Genomic DNA, 25,958 nt, shown 5'->3' on the forward strand with positions numbered 1-25,958 from the left:
CTGTTTCAGACCGTACCTCTTTTTAAGTTGAAGGTTGAAAGTTGAAAGTGGAAGGTTCTGGTGCAAATTCGCGGTGCGAATTTGATTGGGTGCGGCCGCAGGCCGCTTTTTTTAATGAAACCCCTCAGCGTTCATGGCCGTAAGCCCCTCGCGCACCTTTTCTTCAGCCAGTTTTGGCAGATTCTTCCAGTCGGCCCGGGTGTAGCCTTCAGTGTCGATGGGCGGCAGCACCCGGATGGCCACCTCGGCCGGATGAATCCACAGGGTGTTGCGCCCCATGAGCTTGTCTGTGTCTTTCATGCAGAAGGGAACCACAGGCACCTTGTTGTTCTGGGCGATTTTAAACGCCCCGGCCTTAAATTCACCCAGATACCCATCCTTCGTGCGGGTACCCTCTGGAAAGACGACCATGGAGTAGCCCTCAGCCACCCAATGCTCGGCTTCCTTGATGTTCTTGATGGCTTCGCGCGGGTTGTCCCGGTCCAGGAACACACAGTGCAGCTCCTCCATCCACGCGTGGATCAGGGGGATTTTACCGATTTCCTTCTTGGCCACCAGCGGCTTGGTGTCGTCGCCCAGATAGCCCAGAACCAGGGGAATATCAAAGTAGCTGCGGTGGTTGGAAACATAGACCGCAGGCCCCTCGGGCATATGCTCAAGCCCCTCCACGCGCACGGTGCCCCCGGCAGTGCGGATCATGCTCCTGGCCCAGGGGCCGACCTTTCGGCGCACCAGCGCGTCGTGGGCGGCCATGTCGCCCGCCTTTGCAAGCCTGCGTGCCTTAAAACGGCTGGGCAAAAGAGCCAGCTGATACAGCCAGAAATGGATAAACCATAAAATTGTTCTCAAGTTTGTCTCCTTTTAAAATGTTTTCCAGCGGTTTAAAACCGAGTCTAAGAATAGAAAAGCAGTTTTTTTGAGTTGAAGGTTGAAAGTGGAAAGTGGAAAGTTCAGGTGCAAATGTGCTGTGCACATTTGATTGGATGCGGCCTTTGGCCGCACTTAATCGCTTTTGTGTTTAACAAGAGCGTACATTCACTTTCAACTTTCAACCTTCAACTTTTCACCTGATAGCGATTGCCAGTTTGATCTTGATGCCCTGGTCTGCAAACATCCGCTCGTGCTCGGTCACGATGTTGCCCGGGTATTCATGGGACGCGTGCAGGTCCCGGATCAGCGTGGACACCTGGAAGCCCGAGGCCTCAAAGTATTTCAGCGACGCCTCAAACAGAGGGTCGTCGTCGGTCTTGAAGTGGATCTGCGCCCCAGGGGCCATGAATTTTTTATACTGCTCCAGCTGGCGGGTGTGGGTCAGCCGCTTTTTCTGGTAACGGCGCTTGGGCCAGGGGTTGCAGAAGTTAATGTAGATGCGCTCTACCACATCCTCCGGCGAGAGCATCTCCCCAATGCGGGCAATGTCCCAGGCGGTCAGACGGACATTGTCCACCGCTTCAGGCGCGTAGGCCTGCTCCACGTTGCGCTTGGACAGCCCCAGCACCGCGTCGATCATGTCCACTGCCAGATAGTTGATCTCCGGATGCCGTCTGCCCAGAGCGGCGATAAAAGTACCCTTGCCGCACCCCAGCTCCAGGTGCAGCGGCGCCCTGCGCTCAAAAGCCTCCTGCCAGTGCCCCCGCAGTTCAGTGGCTTCCGGGATAAAAAAGCCGCAGGATAAGAGCTCGGGCCGGGCCCAGGGTTTTGGTCGAATATGCATAAATGCCCTCCGTCAATTGTTTTGTTCAAAAAATGGGGTTAATTCCTAAGATATATTACCATTTGCCCCGGCATCCGTCAATTTTAAATTATTATCCGAAGTGTTAAAAAAAGTAAAGCTATTTTTGTGGGATCTGTGATATAATTTGGCTAGACAAGTATACTACAGCGGTCGTCCGGCCGTCGACAATGAGCAAGCTGCTGTGTTGTGAGCGTTTTTAAATTCAGTTACATATTATGAATATGCGCCTTCATTTAAAAACGCACACGCCTTGCATCTTGTCCTTTCTCTTAGGCCGGGGAGTCGACAATGGGCAAACTGCTGCGTTGCGGCCTTTTTTAAATTCAGTTACATATTGTAGATATGCGCCTTCATTTAAAAAAGGCCGCGCCTTGCATTTTGCCCATTCTCTTAGACCGTTGGTCGTCCGGCCGTCGACAAAGAGCAAACGGTTGGAAAAGTAGCGAAGTCCGAGACTGCGCCTTTTATCCAGATAAGAAAAAAGGTCCAGGCGCTGTGGTAAACGCAAGCCGGGAGCAAGAGCGACCGGCGCTCTTAATGCTACTGCGAAGCGGTAGCAACCGAAGAGGGACCCAGACACGTCAAGGAACACAGATGATCCACGGTTTGTTGTGATTCGTATTTCATACGAAACAAACCGATGACATCTGCGAAAGCGATTCACACCGAATCAAAGATTCGGGTTCTCTGCTTCCCGCAGGACGCTTTTTTCTTCCTTAGGTAAAAGGCTTCGTCTCTCAAAGTTTTTGGCATGCCGTAGCGGCCGAAGGCTACTGTTTAACTCGCTTGAGCCTTGGCGAAAGCGTTCTATAACTATCCACTATCAACTATCAACGATCCACTGAGCGAGACTGCTTTGTCGACCGAGATTCATTATTTTAAATTTATATAAACGGATAAATAAATTGGAGAGAGCATTATGTTAGAAATGTTGATCAATGCCATCGAGGAGCTGGATGAAGAAAAGGTTCTGAAGATTGTGAAACGCTGTGTGGCGGCAGGAACACCGCCTAAGGATATCTGGATGGCCCTCAATAAGGGGCTGGAAAAGGTCGGCCTGCGCTATGAGAGCGGCGAGTATTCCATCGCGGACCTTATGGTGGTGGGCATTATTTTTGAAAATGTGCTGGAGTACACCAACATGTGTGATATTTACGACAGCATCGAGGCCGGGGAGTTTGGAAAGACCATGCTGCTGGGAACCGTCGAGGGCGATATCCACGACATCGGCAAGTCTATTTTCAAGGGCGCTATGCAGGCTGGCGGGTTCATCGTCAGAGACCTGGGTGTGGACGTCAAGGCCCAGGATTTTGTGGAGGCAGCCAAAAAGTACAAGTGTGAGATCATCGGCCTGAGCGCTGTGCTCACAGACTGCATCCCCTCGGTCAAGGAGGTGGTGGACGCCTTTGTGGAGGCGGGCATGCGGGACCAGGTCAAAATCATCATCGGCGGCTGTGTGGCCAACAAAACCGTCAGCGATTTCGTGGGCGCGGACGCCTACACCAAATCGGCCATCAAAGGGGTGGAAATCTGTCAGGGATGGTTAAAAGATGAGCAAAAATGAAGTCAAATACCTCAACATTGCCGATTCCATTAAGATCAAAATCCTCAGCAATATCTATCAGCCCGGCGACCTGCTGCCGTCGGAGAACAGCCTCTGCGAGGAGTACGGCGTCAGCCGCATGACCATCCGCAAAGCCATCGAGGTGCTCGTGGGCGAGGGGTACCTGATGTCGTCCCCGGGCAAGGGGACCTATGTGCGGGAGTACTCCCTGAACAAATTTGAGGTGGGCTTTAAAATTGACGAGATCATCCGCGGCGGCTACAGCCACGCCAAGCTCATCCACGCCAAAATCATGGCGCCCACCATCGAGCTGGTCTACCACCTTCAGGTGGCTCCCAAGACAAAGATTGTCTGCATCCGCTCCATGCTGTTCCAAGGGGAGCGGCCTGTGGCCCTGGATGAGAAGTATATTCCCTATTTTCCGGGCATGAACATCAAGGAGGACAGCTTCAGCTACCGCGATATGGTCAGCATTATTTTTGGCGAGAATTATGGCTTCGGCTACTGGGAGGAGATTTTTGTGACCGGGGTGATGACCGACGTGGACACCGGCGCCTTTTTCGAGGAAATGACCGGGGAGCCCCGGAAAAAGCAGAAATTTATGATGCTCTTTGAGCAGAAGCTGTATGATTCCGACGATATTCCCATTGGCTACGGCAAACTGTATGTGGAGAGCGACCTGTGCCGCCTCCGCGGCAATTCCAGAGTGTAGAGGTGCGCGGTGAAGACCTATGAATTTATTCTGAACGATATTCAGGCCAAAATTGAAAAGGGCGAGTACAAGCCTGAGGAGCAGCTCCCCTCGCTGCGGGAGTTCTCAAAAATCTACACGACCACGCCGGTCACGGTAAAAAAGAGCCTGGCCATTCTGGAGGAGCGCGGCTATGTGTACGTGGTGGACCGCAAGGGGTTCTTTGTGAGCTCGAGCAACCATAAAACCTACACCATGATTTTCCACGAGATCAAAAGCATCGACCACCTGACCGATATCCGCCTTGAGAAGATCGAGGAGGTGAGCGGCGCGGCCCTGCGGGAGCGCTTTGGCCTGGACGTGCCGCCCCGGACCCGCTGCCTGCGGGCAGTGCGGATTCTTTACAACCGGGACATGCCCATTGGTCTGGACGTCAAGTATATTATCCACAATGTCCGGAGCGCCTCGCCGGTCCGAAATCCGGAGCGGCTCATGGATTCGCTGAACCTGGTGCTGGGCAATTACGACATTTACAAGGAGCTTGAGATCACCCTCATGACTGACAACGCCCCGGTCCGGGACACGCTGTTCATCGACGCTGACGACGGCGTCTTTGAGTTCAAGCAGACCTACCGCACCGAGAACGGCCAGCTCGTCGGAGTGTCGGAGACCTATGTGCCCTGCGAGGAAATGCAGTTAAAAATGAAATATTAAAGCGAAAGGGTATCGCCGCGATACCCTTTTTTTGGGTTGTGAAAAAGCTTTAACGTAAGCGGCAATGGGCTAAGAGAGAAAGAGCAGTCCTCGGGTTAAGAGAACATCCGATGACTGCCTGATTCAAAGCAGAGCCGAAGGCTTTACTACAATCCAGAGCTGTCCGAAGATTAAAAGAACACTTGGCTCGATTTCAAGAACGACTTCCGAAGGTTGTCGTTTTTGCATGAGAGAAGGTTTTTTAATCTGCGAACAGCGGGAATTTGCCACAAAACCAGAAAAGTCTTCGGCGGGATTTATGGAATGACATGCTGTTGATATATACAGTTATATCAACTGTTATATATTTTTTAATCAAATTCTATTGACAGAAACCGTTGCACGTGTTATAGTTGTAGCATACTTGTATATGACACATGGTCCGGACCCAAGTGTTATCAGTTTTTATGGAGGGGAAAAATGAATAAAAACGAAGTAACAAACGAAAGCATCAGCGGCTTTACCCGGAACGCGGTAATCGGTATTATCAGCTCCGGTGCAGTAGTGGTTTATCTGACATTCCTGATCCGGTATGTCTTCTATGAACCGGTTTTACAGAGTCTCGCGCTCTCAAACGAACAGCTTGGTGTGCTCTACGGCCTTTATGGCACAACTGCCATGATTTCTTACCTGCCCGGCGGTATTCTGGCAGACAAAATTCGCGTCAAATACCTGGCGACTGCCGGCTTTGGACTTTCTGCAATTTTAACATTCTGGTACGCGACACTGCCAAGCTATGAGACCCTGAAGGTGATCTTTTTACTCATGGGGGTCTGCACGACCTTTATTTACTGGGGCGTCCGCTATAAGGGCATCCGTCTGGTCAGCACAGACAACACCTATTCCAGAAACATTGGCATCAGCTACGGGATCGTCGGGGTTCTCGGCTTAGTGGTCAACTTTATCTCCATGTGGATTTTTGACCTCTTTGCAGATCCGGCTTCCGGCTTTAACATGGTGCTCATGTTCTACGCGTTCTTAAACATCGCCTTTGCCCTGGCTTCCTTCTTCCTGATTCCGAAGTTTGAAGGCGAAATCATCAAAACCAAGAAAAAATTCGACTTATCTGAGCTGGTGGCAGCTGTCAAACACCCTGGTGTATGGCTGACAACCCTGTGTATGTTCTTCACCTACACAGTTTATACCTCACTCAGCTATACAGTGCCTTATGTACAGGCCGTATTCGGCGCCAGCGTCGCCATGGCTGCGCTCATGGGCAATATCCGTATGTACGGTACCTCGCTTTTTTCATCACCGATCATCGGTGCCCTCGCGACGAAGATCAAATCGCCGGCCAAAACCATTCTGCTGTGTATGGCCATTACGGCTGTGTGCCTCTTTGTCATTGTTCTGGCGCCGCAGACCGCAGGCTTTATGATTCCGGCCATTATCCTGATCATGATCCTGTCCTTCTTCTTAAGCGGGGCATATGGGGTTGAATCCTCCCTGTTCACAGAAACCAAGGTACCGGCAGCCATCTTCGGCTCTGCCTCTGGTATTCTGTCACTGATCGGCTTCCTGCCAGATATGTTCGTATCACCGATTGCCGGTAAATGGCTGGACGCTTACGGCAACCAGGCCTATACCTACATCTTTATTGCCCTGGGCGTCAGCGCGATCCTGTCCATGGGCTGCGCGCTGCTGGTACTGGTCTACAATAAGAAAAAGGGGATCTCAATCGAAGAACCCGCTGAAGAAACACAGGCATAAATTAAGAAAACAACTAGGGAACCTGAAGGAGAGAATAACATATGGAACTTGAAAAACTGTTTTTACAGGCTAAGGATGTTGAATTTATTCATGAACAATCCGCAAAATTACTGAAAGAAACCGGCTGCGTGTTCGAGGATGACCGCGCGGTTGAAATTTTCAAAAAACACGGCGCTACAGTGGATGGCTACACCGTTCATTTTACCGATGAGCTCATTGCCAAGGGCCTGTCCACCGTCAGCCAGGAATTTGATATTCTGCGCCCAGACGGCACAAACTACCACATGGGCGGGGGAAGCCTTACCATGGCCACAGCCGGCAGCCCGCCGTACGTCATGGAAAACGGCGAGTTCCGCTTTGCCGAAATGCACGATTACGTCGATATCTGCAAGTTGGTACAGACCAGCGACTGCATCGACATGACCCATCTTCTGCTCTGCGATACCTATGACGTCCCGAGAGAAGACCGCTCCTACAACATGGCCGCTGCCCTGTTAAACTACACAACTCTGCCGATTTCGCTGACAGCCCTGGCAACCAAGCTGCACGATTCCGGTACGGTTGCCACCAATGTGGTTAAAATGATCCAGGATTTCGTGGATGTCCACGACAAATACGTGGCCGTCGGCTGTATCAGCCCGATCTCACCGCTGGCATGGGTCAAGGACAGCCTGGACGCCATGTTTGCCTACTGTGAGCTCAATCAGCCCATGCAGCTGGCAACCTGCTCTCTGCCGGTCCTCACAAGCCCGGCCTCCATTCTGGGCACCATTATCCAGAACAACGCAGAGCTGCTGGCCGTTACCGTGCTTATCCAGCTCATCAAGCCCGGTCTGCCGATTTTCTACGGCAGCACCTCCACTTCCACAAACCTGAGAGCCGTATCCATGGCGCTGGGCAATACCGAAACAGCCCTTATCTCCCTGGCGAGCGCCGCCATGGCCAAATATTACAGAATGCCGTTCAGAACCTCCGGCGCCCTCAACGACGCCATTGATGTTGACTACCAGGCAGGGGTCGAATCCACCCTCAACCTGATGAGCGGCACCCTGAGCGGCACAGACCTGATCTTCTTCAGCTGTGGGATGCTCAGCGGCTTTAATGTCAGCTCTCTGGAAAAATATGTGGCAGACGAGCAGCTCATTAAAATGCTGAAACGTATGACCCAGGGGATTGCCATTGACTACAATAAAGATTATACTAAAGAGATCAGCAAGGTGGGCCCGAGAGGCAACTTCATGTCTGGCCGTACCCCTAAGGAATACCGCAACGAGCACTATGTGCCGGATCTGTTTGTGAAGGTAGACTACAACACCTGGCAGACAGAGGATAAAAAATCCGTTAAAGAAAAGGCATCCGAAAAGGTAGCTGAACGCCTGGCTGCCTACCAGGAACCGGAAAAAACACCGGAACAGATGAAAGTTATTGAAAAATATTTAATCAAGTAAACAGCATAGACGGGCGCGCTGCAGGCAAGCCCGTCTTTGTTTTTGAATTTAAGAAACGGAAGTGGAATATGGACCCGCAAAAAAACAAAATCCCCATTGATAAAACCATTTTTTTCGGCGCGCTGCTGCTCATGCTCCTGGTATCTGCGGCCTGCCTGGCCTTTCCGGAGCAGGCGCTCTCGGTGTCTGGTGTGCTCAGGAACTTTGTCATCACAAAATTCGACTGGTTTTTCCTGCTTTTCGGTCTGGGGGTGTTCATTGTCTGTATTGTGGTAGGCTGCAGCCGGTACGGCAGAATCCGCCTCGGCGGCGAGGGGGAGAAGCCAGCCTACAGCTTTTACAGCTGGCTGGCCATGATTTTCTTCTCGGCCATTGGCTCCTCCGCCATCCTCTGGTCCGTGTGCGAGCCGTTAAATTACATCGCGTCGCCGCCCTTCGGCTACGAGCCCTACTCCCTCGAGGCCTTTAACATTGCCATTCCCTACGGCCTGTTTCACTGGGGGCCTGTGGCCTGGTCCTTTTACGCCCTGTCCGGCCTGGTGGTCTCCTATTATTTTCTGGTGCTGAAGCGCAGAAACCTGAAAATATCCGGCGTGATGACCGACCTGATCGGTGAGAAAGCCGCGAAAGGCGTTCCGGGCAAAGCCATTGACATTGTGACGATTTTTGCGACTTTCTGCACCTTTGCGCCGGCCCTCGGCCTGGGGGTGCCCCTGCTCTCTGTGCTCATCTGTAAGATTACCGGGCTGCCGGACACCACAGAGCTTCAGGTGGCAGTGCTGGTGGTCTGGATGTTCATTTTCTCCATCAGCGTCTACCGTGGGCTTGACAAAGGCATCAAGATTCTCAGCGATATTAACATGTATCTGCTCATCGGCGTCATTCTGTTTATCTTTTTTGCCAGCGGCGCCCGCTATATTCTGGCCGCCTCGGTCGAGGAATTCGGCACCCTGCTCAGCAATTTCCTCCGCATGAACAGCTACAGTGATGTGTTCGGCGGCGGAACCTTTGCCCAGGACTGGACGGTTTTTTACTGGAGCTGGTGGGTGGCCTCAGTGCCCTTCATGGCCATTTTTATCGCCAGAGTATCCAAGGGACGGACCGTCCGCGAACTGGTTTTCGGCATCATGGGCGCCGGCTCGGCCGGAACCATGGCGATTTTCTGCGTGCTGGGAAATTACGCCCTCAAGCTGCAGCGCAGCGGCGTGGTGGATCTGGCAAAGATCAACGCCGAACAGGGGAGCAATTACGCGGTGCTGGCCATGCTGGACCAGCTGCCCCTTAAAAATGTGATCATCGTGGGTGTGATCCTCCTTTACTTTGTTTTCCTGGCCACCTGTGTGGATTCCTGCGCCTTTACCATGGGCTGCATCGCGTCAAAGGAGATGACGGACATCAGCCAGCCGGCCCGCTGGAACCGCTTGTCCTGGTCCATCGCCATCGCCATTCTCGGCGTGGCTGTGCTCAAGCTCGGCGGCGGCATCAACGCCCTCCAGACCTTTGTCATTGTCGTGGGCCTGCCCTCGGCCCTTCTGACCATCGCCATGACCGTACTGCTGTTCCGGTGGCTGAAAAAGAGAGAGACAAAAGAGAAGCCGTAAGGTTCAACCCGTATCGCCGCGATACGGGTTGTTTTTTGGGTACGGTCTGAAACGCGCCGCACCGAAAAAAACGAAAGGTAAATTTTTGATTTCCGCTTGACTTTTTTAAAGAATAAATATACCCTATAGGGGTATAGAGTAGATAAGGAGGAAATCATGATGAACTGGCTTAAGGATGAGGAAAAAAGAACGGTTGCGGCCATGGTCATCTCAGCGCTGGCGTTGGGAATCCACTTTGTGGCGGGCGGCCGTCTGGGCGTTAATTTATCGTGGATTGCTGTTGTTTTATGCGGTTTGCCGATCATCATCGGCGCGGTAGCTGCGGTGATAAAGGAATTTGACATCCGGGCGGATGTGCTGGTCTCCATCGCGATCATTGCCTCAGTGGCCATCGGCGAGGTTTTCGCAGCGGGCGAGATCGCAGTAATCATGACCCTTGGCGGTTATTTAGAGGAAAGAACCGTGAATAAAGCCCGGAAGGGCATCGAGCGTCTGGTGGACCTGACGCCGGAAAAAGCCCGCGTAATGCGGGATGGGCAGGAAGCTACCGTTGATGTGGAGGACGTGGCAGTAGGTGAGACAGTGCGTGTGCTGCCCGGAGAGAAAATACCCGTAGACGGTATCGTGCTCAGCGGAGATACAGCGGTGGACCAATCCCTGATGACCGGAGAATCCCTGCCGGTCGATAAGGAAAAGGGCGACGCGGTATTCTGCGGCACCATGAACCAGTTTGGCGCCGTGGATATCCAGGTGACCAAGGCAGCTGAGGACAGCTCCCTGAAACGGATGATCCGTCTGGTTGAGTCCGCTGACGCGGGCCGCGCCCCCATATCGCACCTGGCAGATCGATGGGCCACTGTCATTGTGGTGCTGGCGCTGACCGCTGCCGTTGTCACCGGACTGGTCACCGGTGAGCTGACCCGCGCAGTCACGATTCTGGTAGTATTCTGTCCCTGCGCGCTGGTGCTGGCCACGCCCACAGCCATCATGGCAGGGATCGGCAACGCGGCCAAAAATGGGATCCTGATCCGGTCTGGCGATGCGCTGGAGCGGCTTGCGTCTGTGGGCCGCGTTGCCTTTGACAAAACCGGTACCATCACCTACGGAAAGCCCTGCGTTCGGGCCTTTGAGTGTGAGCAGGCATGGGAAAGGGACGCGCTGCTTAAATGGACCGCCGCTGCTGAAGCCCGCTCGGAGCATCCTCTTGGCAAAGCAGTCTCAGCCTATTATGCTGAGGGGCAAAAGGAACCGCTGCCAGAGCCGTCGGAATTTGCGATGCTGCCTGGCAAGGGCGTTCACGCAGTGGTGGAGGGGCATGAAATTGCGGCCGGAAACCGAAAGCTGTTTGACGCTATGGGCGTTTCTGTGACAAAAGGGCTTGAGAAATCAGCAAAAAAATACCTGAGAGAGGGTGGCACCCTTATTTATATCGCTGTGGACGGAAAGGCAGCGGGCTACGCGGTGCTGGCCGATACGCTGCGCAATAACGCGCCGAAAATGGTTGAGAAACTGAGGGTGCAGGGGCTTAAAACTGCGCTCATCACCGGCGACCACCGGGCCGCTGCCCTTTATATGGCAGAGCAGGCCGGCATTGACACCGTTGAGGCCGACTGCCTGCCAGAGGATAAGATCGACGTCATCAAAAGGCTCCAGCGGAAGGGTCAGGAGAAGATCTGCATGATCGGCGATGGCATCAACGACGCGCCAGCTCTGAAGACCGCCGATGTGGGCCTGGCCATGGGCGATATTGGCTCAGATATCGCCATGGACGCTGCCGACGCAGTGCTCGTGGGGGACGATCTGATGAAAGTGCCCTATCTGACGGCCCTTTCCAGAAAAACCATGCAGACGATCCGCGTCAATATTTTTCTGTCCCAGGCCCTCAACGCCGTGGCCGTTGTGCTGGCCATGACCGGGATCATGGGACCGGTGGCCGGCGCGCTGGTCCACAATGTGGGATCGGTGGCGGTCATCATCAGCTCAGCCATGCTGCTGAACTTTAATCAGAAGAAAAATGGAAAGGAGCGGCAGAAAACATCCGGCTCCCTGAAATTATCGCAGTCGTAGGCTGACCTCGCCAGAGACGATGGACTGAAAGGTTCCATCGTCTTTTTTCAGGATCAGGTGCCCCGCGTCATTGATGTCGCTGACGACCCCCTCCAGGGTTTCCCTGCCGCTCAGGATAGTGACCGGCTTTCCGATCACCATGGAGTGCTTCCTGTAATCGGCCATGACAGCGCCGGGATCGGGAATACAGGTGAGACGGCTCAGGCTGTTGACCAGCCCGGCGGCCAGGCGGCTCCTGAGCTGGCCGTCCGGGGCTGCCTTAAAGAGCGCGCCCGCCACAGACCGGAGCTCCTCAGGAAAGCCCTGCTTTGGCTCGGTAAAATTAATGCCGGCGCCGAGGACAATGTAGTCAATATTGCCGGTTTCAAAGTCGGCGGCGGCCTCGGTGAGAATACCGCAGATTTTTTTATCCTTTATATAAAGGTCGTTGACCCATTTGATCTCAGGCTCCAGGCCAGTGACGTCCGCGATGGCCTGGCGGATCAGCACGCTGGCCGCGATGGTGATGAAAAGGGACTGGCTGATGGCGGTGCCGGGCCGCAGGATAATGCTTAAATAAATGCCGGAGCCGTCGGGCGAAAAAAAGGTGCGTCCCATGCGTCCGCGTCCGCCAGTCTGGGACTCAGCGATGATGACCGTGCCGTCGGGCGCGCCGGCCAGGGCCCGCTCTTTACCAAAACTGTTGGTTGAGTCAAGGGAAGGGTAGACCTCCAGGCGGTCTGCCTGTGACGGGTCCTTCAGCCACGGCGCGATGGAGGCAGCGGAGAGAATGTCGTTGCTTTTGCGCAGCGTATAGCCCTGCCGGGTTTTGGACTCGATCTGGTAGCCCTTATCTCGGAGTCCTTTGACAGCCTTCCAGACAGCACTCCGGGAAAGGCTCAGCCTTTCTGCCAGCGCTTCTCCGGACACGGGCTCACCCCGGTTTTCCTCCAGTATTTTTAAAAGATCGGTTTGTGTGGACATGGGCAATACTCCTTTATATTTTCTGTTATTATTATAAGACAGAAGAAAAGCAAAGGTCAATCCAAGAAGCCTCCGGCGGCAAAATATTGCTGTTTTTCGCGCCTGGAATCTTTAAATAAACCTTAAAAAGGTTACAGGAGTAAAAATGTGACTTTTGTATTTAAAAGAGGAAAGGAAATAAAAAAGGAATATTTTGCCATCAAATTAAAATGATTCTTGATTATTGGACAATTTAATGCCTATTTCAGTCAAAATAATCTAAAATGTCAAAAATATGGTTAAAAAAGTGCACGTTTGTGTTATAATATTATTCAAACAAGAGTTTTTGAAGTATGATCATTAAGATAAAGAGGTTAATCTATGAGAGTCTTATTAAAAATCACTGATATCATCGATGTGGAAGTGCTGCAGAAAATTCAAGATTCTTTTTCAGATGCAACAGGTTTTGCGACCATTACCGTAGATTACAAGGGAAATCCCATTACGGAATACAGTAATTTTTCCGGCTACTGCACCAAGGTGCGCGAGGACGCCAAGTGTCTCGAGTGCTGCTATCGTTCCGATGCTCACGGAGGCATTGAGTCTGCCCGTTCCGGAAAACCCTCGATCTATATCTGTCACGGAGGCCTCGTAGATTTAGCGGTTCCGATCATGGTCAAGGGGAACTATCTGGGCGCCATTATGTCCGGACAGGTCCGGATTGACGAGGAGGGGATGAAAAAGCTGCCTCTCGGGTCTGTTTCCGAGCTCACCGATTTCTCAGGTAATCCGGAGCTTCAGAAGCTTTATGATCAAACGCTGGTGACCACTCTTAAACAGGTTCACGCTGCTGCGGACCTTTTGTATACGATTGCCAATTATCTGGTCGAAAAGCAGATGATTCATATCATGCAGGAGGAACTGCACAATAAGAACCTCGAGCTCATGGAAGAGGTCAAGCTGAGAAGTGAAGTGGAGGCGGCCCTGAAGGAAGCTGATCTCAAGGCGCTGCAGGCTCAGATCAATCCGCATTTCCTCTTTAATGTCCTCAACACCATCGGGCGTCTGGCCCTTCTTGAAAACGCCGAAAAGACCCAGGAGATGATCTATGCCTTTTCGGATATGATGCGTTATACTTTAAAAAAGGAAAACACCAATATCGTTACTTTGAAGGAAGAGGTCGAGCATGTGCGCAATTACCTCTCCATTCAAAAGATGCGCCTGGGAGAACGTCTGGATTATTCCATTCACATCGACGAGGACGCCGAAGAGGTGATGTGCCCCTTCATGACGATCCAGCCTTTTGTGGAGAACGCGATTAATCATGCGATTGAACCCCATGCTGCCGGCGGCAAGGTAATGATCACCGGAGAACAGGACGGCGATATCGTGACGGTCCGTATTATTGATGATGGAAAGGGAATCGCTCCGGAATTGATTGAAAAGATCCTTGATGGTAACTACGACCCAGAAGCGCAGGGTAATGACAAAAATACGGGTATTGGCATCAACAATGCCAATAAACGGCTAAAATATTATTATGGCCCTGAATTTGGTATTAAGATCAACAGCGAGGTTGGTAAAGGGACTGAAGTGATGATTAAGATACCCCGTAAGGCATTATTAGGGAGAGGTTTAAATGTATAAATTATTTATCGTAGAAGACGAACATCTGGAAATTGAAGCGATTGAATTGATTTTAAGTCAGTACGGTAAAAATATCACGGTTATTGGAAAAGCGTCTTCGGGGCGGGTCGCCCTTGACGAGATCAGACGGCTGGACCCTGACATTGTTCTGTTGGATATCAATATCCCGGAAATCAATGGTATTGATGTGCTGCGCGCCATTAAAAAAGAAGATCAGGAGAAAAAGGTCATTCTGATCACTGCTTTTAACGAGTTCGATTTTGCCCACCAGGCCATCAAAGCCCGGGTGGATGATTTCCTGCTAAAGCCCATCCGGCCCCAGCAGCTCATGGAATCCATCAATATGGTCATTTCTACATTAAAAGCAAACGCCAAAAATAAATTTGATGAAAAGATGAGCGAGGTTATCTTCGCGGTGGTCCAGAAAAAATACAGTGACACCCGCAATGTGCTCACCGAATACCTGGATCTGCTCTATGACCACTATGGCTACGACCTGATGTCGATCCAGAACGAAATACAGCATTTTATGGAAGAGCTGAACATTGTCTCCATGGATACCTGCGGTTATGACATCAAAAGCCCGCTGCGCATGAAAAACAACCAGCAATTCGTGACTTCTTATAAAAACCGCTACGACCTGAAGGTCGAGATTATGAAAGTCATCGATAAAATTTTCGACCATCTCATGGACAACAAGGAAAACCGGAAGAATAATATCGAGGACATCCTGAACTATATCGATAGAAACTGCCATAAGGATATCTCTCTGGACCAGGTGGGCGAGTACGCCAACATGAGCTCCTACTATCTGAGTAAAATCTTTAAAAAGGAAACTGGCGTCAACTTTGTCACCTACCTCACCGAACGGAAAATCGAGATCGCCAAAGATATGCTGCTCAACACGGATGTGCCGATTATCAATATCGCCCTGGATTTATCCTATCATGAGCCCAATTATTTCAGTAAGGTTTTTAAGAAAAGTACTGGAATGACGCCTACGGAATACAGACGTCTTCGAAAGGGAGACAACGGTGAAGAAAAAGAAGATGAAAAGGAAATTTCTTGATTTTTTTCTTAAAGCAAAAAAGATGGACAAATAAAAAACAGTCAAAAAGCGGTCTTGAAAGCAGGAAGTGTTGTGAAAAAATGCACTTCCTGTTTTTATTTTACGAAATTTCACAAAATAATATCGGGAAAAGACAAAAAAAGATAGGACTTTAAAAGCTAAAAGACAAAAAGAAACCAAATTGAAAACCGTTTTCAAAAAAAGCAGAGATCGGACAATAATTTTATAAGAATAGTGCAAGTAATTACTCCCGCATATGGATTAAAATAGTAACAGTAAGAATATTAATATCAACCAAGGAGGGCAAAGCTTATGACAAATGAAGCTTTAGGTATGATTGAAACCAAAGGTCTTGTTGGCTGTATTGAAGCAGCTGATGCAATGGTTAAATCTGCAAACGTAGTATTAACAGGCTATGAAAAAATCGGTTCTGGTTTAGTAACCGTTATGGTTCGTGGCGATGTTGGTGCTGTAAAGGCAGCCGTAGACGCTGGCGCAGCTGCAGCTGACAAAGTAGGTCAGGTTGTTTCTGTACACGTTATCCCAAGACCACATCAAGATGTGGAAAAAATGTTACCTAGTTTTTAATCTAAATTTAATGGAGGTGTAGATTAATGAAAGATGATTTAATGAACAAATTGATGGAAGAAGTCATGAAAAAAATGGACGAAGTTGAAGAAACAGGTACTTGTGCAGCAGCAACTGGTGTTTGTGGCTTAACTGAATTCGTTGGAACCGCCATTGGTGACACCATTGGTTTCGTAATCGCTAATGTAGACTCTCAGTTACATGAAGCAATGAAAATTGACCCTAAATATAGATCAATCGGTATTTTATCCGCTCGTACTGGTGCTGGCCCTCAGGTTTTCGCAGCTGATGAAGCTGTTAAAGCTACCAACACAGAAGTTGTTTCCTGCGAATTCGCAAGAGATACAAAAGGTGGCGCTGGTCACGGTTCTTTAATTATTTTCGGTGCTGAAGACGTATCTGATGCTAAACGTGCTGTTGAAGTCGCTTTAAATGACTTAAACAGAACTTTCGGCGATGTATACGGAAACGACGCTGGCCATCTGGAATTCCAGTACACAGCAAGAGCTTCTTTCGCTTGCAACATGGTATTAGGCGCTCCAATCGGCAAAGCTTTCGGTATCGTTGTAGGCGCTCCTGCAGGTATCGGCGTATTAATGTCTGATGCTGCTTTGAAAGCTGCTAACGTAGAATTAGTTGGTTATGCTTCACCTGACAATGGTGGCACACAGTATTCAAACGAGTCCATGATTTTCTTCTCTGGCGACGCAGGTGCTGTTCGTCAAGCTATTTACGCTGCAAGAGAAGTTGGTAAACCAGCTCTGGAAGCTATGGCTGGTCCTGCACCATCTTCTACAACTCCTTATATTTAAGAAGCAGTAGCGAAATAGTTATAGAAAAGAGGAGGAATGACTATGAGATCAAAAAGATTTGAAGCGTTAGATGCTCGTCCGGTTAAAAAGGACGGTTTCGTAAAAGAATGGCCTGAAGTAGGTCTTATTGCAATGAATAACCCCGGAGACCCTACTCCGAGCTTAAAAATTGAAAACGGCGTTATCGTAGAAATGGACGGTAAGACAAGAGCAGAATTCGATATGCTCGACACCTTCATCGCTAACTACGGTATCCGCACCGAAAAAGCACAGGAATACATGGCAATGGATTCTCTGGAAATTGCTCGTATGCTTTGTGATATCAACGTACCAAGAGCGACTGTTGTAGACATTACTACTTCCATTACTCCTGCTAAAATTACCGAAGTTTTAGGTAACATGACAGTACTGGAAATGATGATGGCGCAGACAAAAATGCGTGCCCGCTTAATGCCTTCTAACCAGTGCCACGTTACCAACGTTAAAGATAACATGGTTCAGATCGCGTGTGACGCTGCTGAAGCTGCTATCCGTGGTTTCGACGAAATGGAAACAACCGTTGGTATCGCTCGTTACGCTCCTTTCAACGCTTTAGCTATCATGGTTGGCGCAAATGTTGGCCGTCCTGGTATCTTAACACAGTGTGCTGTTGAAGAAGCTACCGAACTTGACTTAGGTATGAAGGGCTACACCGCTTATGCTGAAACGATTTCTGTATATGGTACAGAACCAGTATTCATGGATGGCGATGATACTCCTTACTCTAAAGCTTTCTTAGCATCCTGCTACGCTTCCCGTGGTTTGAAGATGCGTTTTACATCCGGTTCCGGTTCTGAAGTACAGATGGGTTATGCCGAAGGTAAATCCATGTTATACTTAGAAGCCCGCTGCTTATATGTAACAAAAGGCGCTGGTGTTCAGGGTACTCAGAATGGTTCCGTATCTTGTATCGGTGTACCTGCCGGCGTACCTGGCGGTATCCGTGAAGTATTGGCTGAAAACTTATTAGCAGCATGTTTAGACCTTGAATGTGCTTCTTCTAATGACCAGACTTTCACCCACTCTGACCTTCGTCGAGTTGCTCGTTCATTAATGCAGATGGTACCAGGTACTGACTATATCTGTTCTGGTTACTCTTCTACACCAAACTACGACAACATGTTCGCAGGTTCCAACTGGGATGCTGAAGACTATGATGACTGGAACGTAATCCAGCGTGACCTTAAGATCGACGCCGGCTTACAGCCTGCTGATGAAGATACTGTTGTTGCTGCCCGTGCAAAAGCTGCCCGTGCTATGCAGGTTATCTTCCGCGAATTAGGCTTACCAGAAATCACCGATGAAGAAGTTGAAGCTGGTACATACGCTAACGGTTCTCAGGATATGCCTGACCGTGACGTAGTTGCTGACCTGAAAGCTGCTGAAGACTTAGTAAACCGCGCAACCGCTGTTGACTTCGTTAAAGCATTAGATCGCGGCGGCATGAGAGATGTTGCTGAATCTATCTTCAACATTCAGTTACAGAAATGTGCTGGTGACTACTTACACACCGCTTCTATGATCACATCTGACTGGGAAGTTATTTCTGCAGTTAACTACATGAATGACTACCATGGTCCAATGACTGGTTATGTAATCAGTGATGAAAGATGGAAAGAAATTCAGGATATTCCATGGGCTGTTGACCCAGCCAGCATTTAAGGAAAGGGGTGTAGTAGAATGGCTATTAATGAACAAATGTTAAAAAGTATCATCGAAGATGTTTTAAATGAAATGAGCGGCGCTGCTCCTGCATGCGATGCTGCTCCTGCTGCTCCGGCTGCTTCTGCCGCTGCTGCTGCAGGTTCTGTTGAATTAACTCCAGTAGGGGATGTTCAGCAGGGCGTTGCTGCTGACGAAGTTCTGATTGGTTTAGCTCCAGCTTTTGCTGAATTCCAGACAGAAAATATTGTTGGCGTACCTCATGATAAAATCTTAAAAGAAATTATTGCCGGTATCGAAGAAGAAGGCTTAAAAGCTCGTGTTATCAAAGTATACAGAAGCTCCGACGTTGCTGTATGCGGACATGACGCTGCTGAACTGAGTGGTTCTGGCGTTGCTGTTGGCTTACAGTCAAAAGGCACCTGCTTAATCCACCAGAAAGATTTACCACAGTTATCTAACTTGGAATTATTCTCTCAGGCTCCTTTGATCGATTTAGACACCTATCGTGCAATCGGTAAAAATGCTGCTAAATACGCTAAAGGCGAAAGCCCGGCTCCAGTTCCGGTTCGTAATGACCAGATGGCTCGTCCTGCTTATCAGGCTAAAGCTGCTCTGTTACACATTAAAGAAACAGAACATGTTGTGCCAGGTAAAAAACCTGTAGAAATGAAAGTTACATTCAAATAGGAGGTGGATAGAATGACTCAAGAACAAATGTTAGAACAGATCGTTAAACAAGTTATGGCGTCTATGTCAGCTGCACCAGCTGAAGCACCTTCTTGTGCTTGTGGCGACAAAGTTACAAAAGAAGATTACCCAATCGGTGATAAGAGACCAGAATTAATTATCTCTGCTACTGGCAAACAGTACAAAGAATTAACACTGGATAAATTATTAGCTGGTGAATTAACCGCTGAAGATTTAAGAATCAGACCAGAAACTCTGGAATTACAGGCTCAGGTAGCTGAATCTGTACATCGTGATGCATTCGCAGGCAACTTAAGAAGAGCTGCTGAATTAATCGCTGTTCCAGATGCTCGTTTACTTGAAATCTACAATGCACTGAGACCTTACAAATCTACTAAAGATGAACTGTTAGCTATCTCAGAAGAACTGAAAACTCAGTACAATGCACCTATCTCTGCAGCTTTAGTAGCAGAAGCCGCTGAAGTTTACTATGTAAGAAAGAGATCTAAAGAATTTAAGTAAGCACAACATAATCCAGGAAATTGTTTGGAGGAAGCGATATGATTATTGCAGGTATTGATATTGGTAATGCAAGTACCGAAACGGCACTTGCCCGATATACTGACGGAAAACCTGAGTTCCTGAGCAGTGGCATCGTTAGTACCACTGGTATGAAAGGGACACGTCAAAACATTCATGGAGTGTTCGCCTCTCTAAAACAAGCCCTAGAAAAAGCAAATCTAACTGTTGATAATGTTGATTTAATTAGAATCAATGAAGCCGCTCCAGTTATTGGTGATGTGGCTATGGAAACTATTACTGAGACAATTATTACAGAATCAACCATGATCGGTCACAATCCTTCCACACCGGGAGGATTGGGGACCGGCGTTGGTGTTACTGTAAATATAAGGGAAATTAATAATGTTAAAAAAGGCGACTCGGTTATTGTCATCATTCCGCGCGAAGTTGACTTCGAGAGTTCCTCCAGCATTATTAATCAGGCCGTTGCAAACGGCATTTTTGTAAATGGTGCCATTGTCCAGCGTGATGATGGCGTTTTAATTAATAACCGTTTGAATAAACCGATCCCGATTGTCGATGAAGTTTCTTTAATTGATAAGGTTCCGCTAGGAATGCGTGCTGCTGTAGAAGTAGCGGCCCCAGGAGCCGTTGTTGAACAATTATCCAATCCTTATGGGATTGCAACAGTCTTCGATTTATCCTCAGATGAAACCAAACAGGTTGTTCCTGTATCAAGAGCCTTGATCGGGAACCGTTCTGCCGTTGTCATCAAAACGCCAGCAGGGGACGTTAAAGAACGTAAAATCCCAGCCGGTAAAATCATTATCCAGGGCGAACATAAAAAAGCCGAAGTTAATGTTGATGAAGGTGCGGAAATCATCATGGATGCAATCCGGAGCGTTGCGCCTGTTGAAGATGTTAAGGGAGAAGCCGGAACAAACGCTGGCGGTATGCTCGAAAAGGTAAGACAGGTTTTGTCAAACCTGACCGAACAGAATCCTCAGAACATTAAAATCCAGGATTTATTAGCTGTCGACACCTTTGTGCCTCAGAGCGTAAAGGGTGGTATGGCCGACGAATTTTCCATGGAAAACGCCGTTGGTATCGCCGCGATGGTTAAGGCTGATAAATTACAGATGAACATGATTGCTGAAGTTCTTGAAAAAGAACTGAACGTTAAGGTTGAAGTCGGCGGTGTTGAAGCTGACATGGCGATCCGCGGTGCGTTAACCACCCCGGGGAGCAATAAGCCGCTCGCGATCATTGACATGGGCGCAGGATCGACAGATGCTGCTATTATTAACAGGGCTGGCGAAATACATTCTATCCATCTGGCAGGCGCTGGTAACATGGTCACCATGCTTATCGGTTCAGAACTTGGTTTCGAAGACTCAGGTCTGGCAGAAGATATTAAAAAATATCCTTTAGCAAAGGTAGAAAGCTTATTCCATATTCGTCATGAAGATGGAACTGTTCAATTTTTTGATGAACCATTAGATCCGAGATCATTTGCACGTGTCGTTATTCTGACACCAAGTGGCATGGTTCCGATTCCGGGCAACCATTCGCTGGAAAGAATCCGTACAGTGCGCCGAGAAGCAAAAACCAAAGTTTTTGTTATGAACGCGATTCGTTCATTGGAACGCGTCAGCCCAACCGGTAATGTAAGAGACATTGAGTTTGTTACATTGGTCGGCGGCTCCGCACTCGACTTCGAGATTCCGCAGCTGGTAACGGATGCTTTATCAAAATTCAGTATTGTAGCAGGTAGAGCAAATATAAGAAGTGTAGAAGGTCCAAGAAACGCAGTTGCCACCGGTTTAGTACTTGCGTACGGCGAAGGTGAATAACATGAACGTGAACTTCGAAGCTCCAAAACCAGAAATAAAGGTTTATTACAATAAAAACTCTGTCAATAAAAGCATTGTCACACAGGTTTTATTAGGCATCGAAGAAGAAGGTTTACCTTATTCTCTTGAAGAACGGGACAACAATGACGGCGTTGAGCTGGCTTACAAAGCAGCTGAGGTCTCACATCTCGGTGTGGGCATCGGCATCGGCGACAGTATTGTTTTACATTACATCAAGCTGAAAGAAAACGCTCCGTTGTTTTCAGTCTGTCTTCAGGACGATGAGAATACCCTTAGAGCCATTGGCGCAAATGCGGCCAGACTTGTAAAACGAATGCCTTTTAAAGATATTGGCAGTGCTAAATAGTGAGGGGGGATTTATTTGAGACAAGCATTAGGGTTGATTGAAGCGATTGGGCTGGCAACAGCCATTGAAGCCACTGATGCTGCTGTGAAATCAGCAAATGTCGAGTTGCTTGGACTGGAATCCGCTAAAGGCGACGGAATGCATACCATTAAAGTCGTTGGCGATGTGGGCGCGGTTAAGGCTGCTGTCGAAGCGGCAACTGCTGCCTGTGCCAAAGGACGCGGCGTCTTTAGTACCAAAGTGATTGCACGGCCGGCCGATGGGCTGGGTCCGATGATCTATAACAACCAGACAATGGGCTTTGATCCGGAACAGGATCGCGATCGGATGGAACTGGATTCTTACTGGGTTTTTAACAAGTATGACCAGAAAAAACCGACAACCGCCGTGGAAAAAACACTGGCGCCTATTTCTGAAGAACAAGATGAAGCAGTCGAAGAACAACCGACAGAAGAAGAATAATCCTTGCGAACAGCAGATCCATAGATCTTAAAGAAAAGGTGTAAGCGAATGAATGATATTGAAAGAAAAGTGATTGAAGAGATTGTCATCAACACTGTCAAGAAATTAATGGCAGAAAAAGATGCTCCCAATCGCGTGCCCTTGGGCGTTTCCAATAAACATCTTCACTTGACACAGGAACATGTCGAAATTTTATTCGGCAAAGGACATCAGCTTACAAATATGAAAGATGTTAAACAGCCTGGTCAGTTTGCATGTGAAGAATGTGTAAAAATCATTGGACCCAAAGGTGAATTTCCTAAAGTTAGAGTTTTAGGACCAGCAAGAAATGAAACCCAGATTGAACTTTCAATGACCGATGCACGAACCTTAGGTGTGAATGTGCCGATTCGTGAATCCGGGAAGCTGGAAGGGACACCGGGACTTATTCTGGAAGGACCGTGCGGCCGTGTTGAACTGGATCATGGTGCCATCGCGGCACTGCGTCACATTCACATGACTCCGGACATTGCAGAACAGCTGGGACTGAAGGATGGCGATTGTGTAGGTGTAGAAAGCAGCGGGCTGCGTCCTACGCTGTTCCGCGATGTGTTGGTACGCGTGTCACCCAAATATGCTTATGAAATGCATATTGATACCGATGAAGCCAACGCCGCCGGACTGAAAAATAATGATATTTTAAAAATTGTTAAAAAGCAGGAGAAATAATGGACTGGAAGAGCGGTAATGACACAATACTAGAGTTTAACGAACTGATCAGAGCCAAAAGAGCAAACCCATATCAGGGAAACCTGAAGGTTGGCGTCGACCTCGGTACAGCCAACATCGTTGTAGCTGTTGTTGACGAAAATAACCGTCCGGTAGCAGGTGCTACCCAGGGCGCTCACGTTGTAAGAGACGGGATTGTCGTGGATTACCTCGGGGCGGTGAACATCGTCAGAACATTGAAAGCCGAAGTCGAAAAAATTATTGGCGTTGATCTAACGTATGCCAATGCCGCAACCGCTATCCCACCTGGAATTATGGATGGAAACACTAAAATTATTTCCAATGTTGTGGATTCAGCTGATTTTACCGTTACCAACGTAGTCGACGAACCGACGGCTGCCGCAACCGTTTTGGGGATCCAGAACGGCGCTGTTGTAGACGTTGGGGGTGGTACGACGGGTATCAGTATTCTGAAAAATGGCGAGGTCATTTTTACAGCCGATGAAGCAACAGGCGGGACTCATATGAGTCTTGTCATCGCAGGCGCTTATCATATCAGCTTTGAAGAAGCGGAAGAAATGAAAAAGCATGAAGACCAGCGAAAGATATTTCCAGTCATTAAACCAGTTGTGGAAAAGATGGCGTCAATTGTCCATCGTTTTATCCAGGGCTATGATGTCGACACCATTTATGTGGTCGGCGGGGCCTGTGTTTTTGATAAATTTGAACAGGTTTTTGAAAAAGAAATCGGCATCAAAACAGTAAAACCCGTAGAACCTTTGTTGGTAACTCCTTTAGGGATAGCCTTTAATTGTCAAAGGTAAGGAATGTGGTGATATAATTTGGACTTAAAAGATTTGATTAACAGTGAAGCCTTCATGGACGCTTTTATCCAGAAGGTTGTCGAAGAAGTCATCAAAAGAATAAAAAATAAACCTAAAACGGCGCTGGTTGTTTTTTCCGGCGCGGCAATCGGGTTTAAACAGGCAATGGATTCACTGGTCAAGTTAAAAAATGATGGTTGGCAATTAAAGGTTTTCCTTTCGGATGAGGCGATGCACGTATTCACTCCGAGCTATATACAGGAAACCTTAGGCTTAGACACCATTTATAACAGTGGTTCCAAGGTAGCCCAGAAAGAACTTTACGGTGAAGTTGATCAAATCATTATTGCAGCGACAACTGTTAATACCGCGGCAAAAATTGCTCATGGTATTTGTGATAATGAAATGCTCACCCTCATCAACCACGGAATTATGGCCGGAACACCAGTTGTCTGCGCGATCAATGGCGCCTGTCCGGATGACAGTGTCAGAGCACAGCTGGGTATGGGAAAATCCCCACAAGGCTACCGTGAGTTACTGAGAAATAACCTCAAGGCTTTAAAAAGCTTTGGAATCAAGCTGGTCAGCTCAGATGAGCTGTATGACGGCTGTGTTGGAAAAGACAGCTGCAAGGACGCGCTTCAGAGCAGTGCCTGTGCAGCGCCTGAACAGACAGTCAAGGAATCCGATCCCTTTGAACCGGATGATGGAATGATTGTAAAACGTATCATCAGCCGCGGCGATGTCTTGTTACACCGCAACAGCAAAGTGATCAAAGTGCCTGCGGACGCTATCATTACAGAATATGCTAAGGAAGCAATCGCTACCCTTGGTCTTCATGTAGAAAAGATATAGTAGGTGATTGAATGCATTTAGCAAAAGTAGTTGGTAATGTGGTTTCAACCCAGAAGGATTCAAACCTTGTGGGCTGCAAGCTTTTAATTATCAAAAAAATCAATGAAAACGGGGAGTTTGAAAAATACTCCAGCCAGTCCACTGCCATTGCGGTCGATTCTGTCGGCGCGGGTATTGGCGAAACCGTCATTGTAACGACCGGTAGTACGGCCCGTTATGTTTACGGTGACAAGCTGGCACCGCTTGATATGACTATCGTTGGAATTGTTGACGAAATTCAAATTGTTTAGTGAGGTAAAAATATGCCAAATGTCTATACAAGAGGCGGTGACAAAGGTGAAACCGGTTTGTTCGGCGGTAATCGTACGCCTAAAGATGATATTCGGGTAGAAGCTTACGGTACAATGGATGAAGCTAATTCAGCCATTGGCCTGGCCTATTCTTTATCTGAAGACAATGACATCCGCGAAATCCTCCACCATTTACAAGAAAGAATTTTCGTTTTAGGTGCGGAACTCGCCAGTGATGAAAAGGGCAAAGCAATGTTAAAGGATGGGATTTCCCAGGCGGACATTGACTTTATGGAAGAAAAACTCGACTATTACCTTTCCGTTATCGGCCCGCAAAAATCGTTTATTGTACCAGGGAAAAACCCTGTATCCTCAGCCTTGCATCTGGCTCGTACAGTTGTACGGCGCGGCGAAAGAAGAATTGTGGAATATACCCACAAGGATCCGGATGTAAGACCGGAACTGGTGAAATTTGCCAACCGTCTTTCCGATCTGCTTTTCGTTCTCGCAAGAACTGAAGAATACAACGAAATGGTGAAAGAAGTCGTCAGACGAGTCGTTGAAAAAATAAAAATGGCTGAAGCGCCTTCAGAAGAAGCTCCTGAAGAAGAGAAAAAAAAAGACTTTTCACTTCTGACAACTGCTAAGAGAATGGGAGCAGCAGCAAGGGTTAAAGCAGAAGAAATGGGTGTGCCTATTGTTTTTTCCGTTGTTGATGCAGGTGGTAATTTAACGTATTTTGAAAGAATGGAAGATTCCTTGCTTGCCAGTATGGATATTTCAGTTAACAAGGCTTATACAGCCAATGCGTTGAAAATGTCTACCGATAAGGTTACTGATCTGGCAAAAGAAGATGGAGCACTCTTTGGAATTCAATTTACTAATGAAGGCCGTATTGTGACCTTCGGTGGTGGTTATCCACTCGTTGTTGAGGGAAAAGTTGTCGGCGGTATCGGCGTTAGCGGCGGTACAGCAGACCAGGATATGGCCATTGCACAAAGCGCATTAGCTATTTTATAAGAGAGAAGATTTAATAGAGGAATCCAGGAGGAAATCTGT

The 25,958-nt window shown here is 48.5% G+C and carries 25 protein-coding genes; 22 read left to right on the forward strand and 3 right to left on the reverse strand.

Annotation, left to right across the window (positions count from 1 at the left end):
* Positions 1–111: 111 nt before the first annotated feature.
* Positions 112–849, reverse strand: a complete 738-nt coding sequence (locus DW091_RS01295; protein WP_118517219.1) for a lysophospholipid acyltransferase family protein — start codon at positions 847–849, stop codon at positions 112–114.
* A gap of 214 nt (positions 850–1,063) precedes the next feature.
* Entirely contained in the window at positions 1,064–1,714 is a 651-nt protein-coding gene (trmB, locus tag DW091_RS01300) for a tRNA (guanosine(46)-N7)-methyltransferase TrmB (RefSeq protein WP_118517220.1), read from the reverse strand.
* Between the two features lie 940 nt (positions 1,715–2,654).
* Here trmB and DW091_RS01305 point away from each other — a divergent pair.
* From DW091_RS01305 to DW091_RS01335, 7 genes are all read left to right on the forward strand, one after another.
* Positions 2,655–3,299: a cobalamin-dependent protein gene (locus DW091_RS01305; protein ID WP_058693373.1), complete on the forward strand. Its 645-nt coding sequence runs from the start codon at positions 2,655–2,657 to the stop codon at positions 3,297–3,299.
* Entirely contained in the window at positions 3,286–4,011 is a 726-nt protein-coding gene (locus DW091_RS01310; RefSeq protein WP_058693374.1) for a GntR family transcriptional regulator, read from the forward strand. The genes DW091_RS01305 and DW091_RS01310 overlap by 14 nt, the downstream gene beginning before the upstream one ends.
* Before the next feature lie 9 nt (positions 4,012–4,020).
* Entirely contained in the window at positions 4,021–4,704 is a 684-nt protein-coding gene (locus DW091_RS01315) for a GntR family transcriptional regulator (protein WP_058693375.1), read from the forward strand.
* A gap of 459 nt (positions 4,705–5,163) precedes the next feature.
* Complete coding sequence (locus tag DW091_RS01320; RefSeq protein WP_058693376.1) at positions 5,164–6,453, forward strand: MFS transporter; 1,290 nt, start codon at positions 5,164–5,166, stop codon at positions 6,451–6,453.
* A 41-nt stretch (positions 6,454–6,494) separates the two neighbouring features.
* Positions 6,495–7,901, forward strand: a complete 1,407-nt coding sequence (locus DW091_RS01325; protein WP_058693377.1) for a trimethylamine methyltransferase family protein — start codon at positions 6,495–6,497, stop codon at positions 7,899–7,901.
* Between the two features lie 68 nt (positions 7,902–7,969).
* Entirely contained in the window at positions 7,970–9,502 is a 1,533-nt protein-coding gene (locus tag DW091_RS01330) for a BCCT family transporter (RefSeq protein WP_058693378.1), read from the forward strand.
* Positions 9,503–9,658: 156 nt separating this feature from the next.
* Complete coding sequence (locus DW091_RS01335) at positions 9,659–11,569, forward strand: cation-translocating P-type ATPase (protein WP_058693379.1); 1,911 nt, start codon at positions 9,659–9,661, stop codon at positions 11,567–11,569.
* Here the strand turns inward: DW091_RS01335 and DW091_RS01340 are convergent.
* On the reverse strand, positions 11,555–12,532 hold the full coding sequence (locus DW091_RS01340) for a biotin--[acetyl-CoA-carboxylase] ligase (RefSeq protein WP_118517221.1): 978 nt from the start codon (positions 12,530–12,532) through the stop codon (positions 11,555–11,557). The genes DW091_RS01335 and DW091_RS01340 overlap by 15 nt on opposite strands.
* A 360-nt stretch (positions 12,533–12,892) precedes the next feature.
* Here DW091_RS01340 and DW091_RS01345 point away from each other — a divergent pair, with 360 nt between their 5' ends.
* The 15 genes from DW091_RS01345 (at position 12,893) to DW091_RS01415 (ending at position 25,919) form a co-directional block, all read left to right on the forward strand.
* Complete coding sequence (locus DW091_RS01345; RefSeq protein ID WP_038352517.1) at positions 12,893–14,158, forward strand: PocR ligand-binding domain-containing protein; 1,266 nt, start codon at positions 12,893–12,895, stop codon at positions 14,156–14,158.
* Complete coding sequence (locus DW091_RS01350; protein WP_058693381.1) at positions 14,151–15,227, forward strand: response regulator; 1,077 nt, start codon at positions 14,151–14,153, stop codon at positions 15,225–15,227. Before DW091_RS01345 ends, DW091_RS01350 begins: the two co-directional genes overlap by 8 nt.
* Before the next feature lie 312 nt (positions 15,228–15,539).
* Complete coding sequence (gene pduA / locus DW091_RS01355; protein ID WP_013382334.1) at positions 15,540–15,815, forward strand: propanediol utilization microcompartment protein PduA; 276 nt, start codon at positions 15,540–15,542, stop codon at positions 15,813–15,815.
* A gap of 26 nt (positions 15,816–15,841) precedes the next feature.
* Positions 15,842–16,627 carry a propanediol utilization microcompartment protein PduB gene (pduB, locus tag DW091_RS01360; RefSeq protein ID WP_013382333.1) on the forward strand — a complete coding sequence of 262 codons (786 nt, stop codon included), beginning with the start codon at positions 15,842–15,844 and terminating at the stop codon, positions 16,625–16,627.
* Between the two features lie 42 nt (positions 16,628–16,669).
* On the forward strand, positions 16,670–18,328 hold the full coding sequence (locus DW091_RS01365; protein WP_058693382.1) for a propanediol/glycerol family dehydratase large subunit: 1,659 nt from the start codon (positions 16,670–16,672) through the stop codon (positions 18,326–18,328).
* A gap of 18 nt (positions 18,329–18,346) precedes the next feature.
* On the forward strand, positions 18,347–19,018 hold the full coding sequence (locus tag DW091_RS01370) for a propanediol/glycerol family dehydratase medium subunit (RefSeq protein WP_013382331.1): 672 nt from the start codon (positions 18,347–18,349) through the stop codon (positions 19,016–19,018).
* Positions 19,019–19,030: 12 nt separating this feature from the next.
* Positions 19,031–19,540: a diol dehydratase small subunit gene (locus tag DW091_RS01375; protein ID WP_058693383.1), complete on the forward strand. Its 510-nt coding sequence runs from the start codon at positions 19,031–19,033 to the stop codon at positions 19,538–19,540.
* 38 nt (positions 19,541–19,578) lie between these two features.
* Entirely contained in the window at positions 19,579–21,393 is a 1,815-nt protein-coding gene (locus DW091_RS01380) for a diol dehydratase reactivase subunit alpha (protein WP_118517222.1), read from the forward strand.
* 1 nt (position 21,394) lies between these two features.
* Positions 21,395–21,760 carry a glycerol dehydratase reactivase beta/small subunit family protein gene (locus DW091_RS01385; protein ID WP_058693385.1) on the forward strand — a complete coding sequence of 122 codons (366 nt, stop codon included), beginning with the start codon at positions 21,395–21,397 and terminating at the stop codon, positions 21,758–21,760.
* 15 nt (positions 21,761–21,775) lie between these two features.
* Complete coding sequence (locus DW091_RS20640; RefSeq protein ID WP_058693386.1) at positions 21,776–22,222, forward strand: BMC domain-containing protein; 447 nt, start codon at positions 21,776–21,778, stop codon at positions 22,220–22,222.
* 48 nt (positions 22,223–22,270) lie between these two features.
* Positions 22,271–22,930, forward strand: coding sequence for a phosphate propanoyltransferase (locus tag DW091_RS01395; RefSeq protein WP_096918643.1), 660 nt, complete (start codon positions 22,271–22,273; stop codon positions 22,928–22,930).
* Positions 22,930–23,754, forward strand: coding sequence for an ethanolamine utilization protein EutJ (eutJ, locus tag DW091_RS01400; RefSeq protein WP_058693387.1), 825 nt, complete (start codon positions 22,930–22,932; stop codon positions 23,752–23,754). The genes DW091_RS01395 and eutJ overlap by 1 nt, the downstream gene beginning before the upstream one ends.
* An 18-nt stretch (positions 23,755–23,772) precedes the next feature.
* Positions 23,773–24,609, forward strand: a complete 837-nt coding sequence (locus DW091_RS01405) for a flavoprotein (RefSeq protein ID WP_058693388.1) — start codon at positions 23,773–23,775, stop codon at positions 24,607–24,609.
* Between the two features lie 11 nt (positions 24,610–24,620).
* Positions 24,621–24,899: a EutN/CcmL family microcompartment protein gene (locus DW091_RS01410; RefSeq protein ID WP_013382323.1), complete on the forward strand. Its 279-nt coding sequence runs from the start codon at positions 24,621–24,623 to the stop codon at positions 24,897–24,899.
* Positions 24,900–24,911: 12 nt separating this feature from the next.
* A complete protein-coding gene (locus DW091_RS01415; RefSeq protein WP_058693389.1) occupies positions 24,912–25,919 on the forward strand; it encodes a cob(I)yrinic acid a,c-diamide adenosyltransferase in 1,008 nt (335 codons plus the stop codon).
* The last annotated feature ends 39 nt before the right edge of the window (positions 25,920–25,958 follow it).

This window comes from Eubacterium sp. AM05-23 (assembly GCF_003477535.1).
In the GTDB taxonomy this organism is placed as follows: Bacteria; Bacillota; Clostridia; order Eubacteriales; family Eubacteriaceae; genus Eubacterium; species Eubacterium maltosivorans.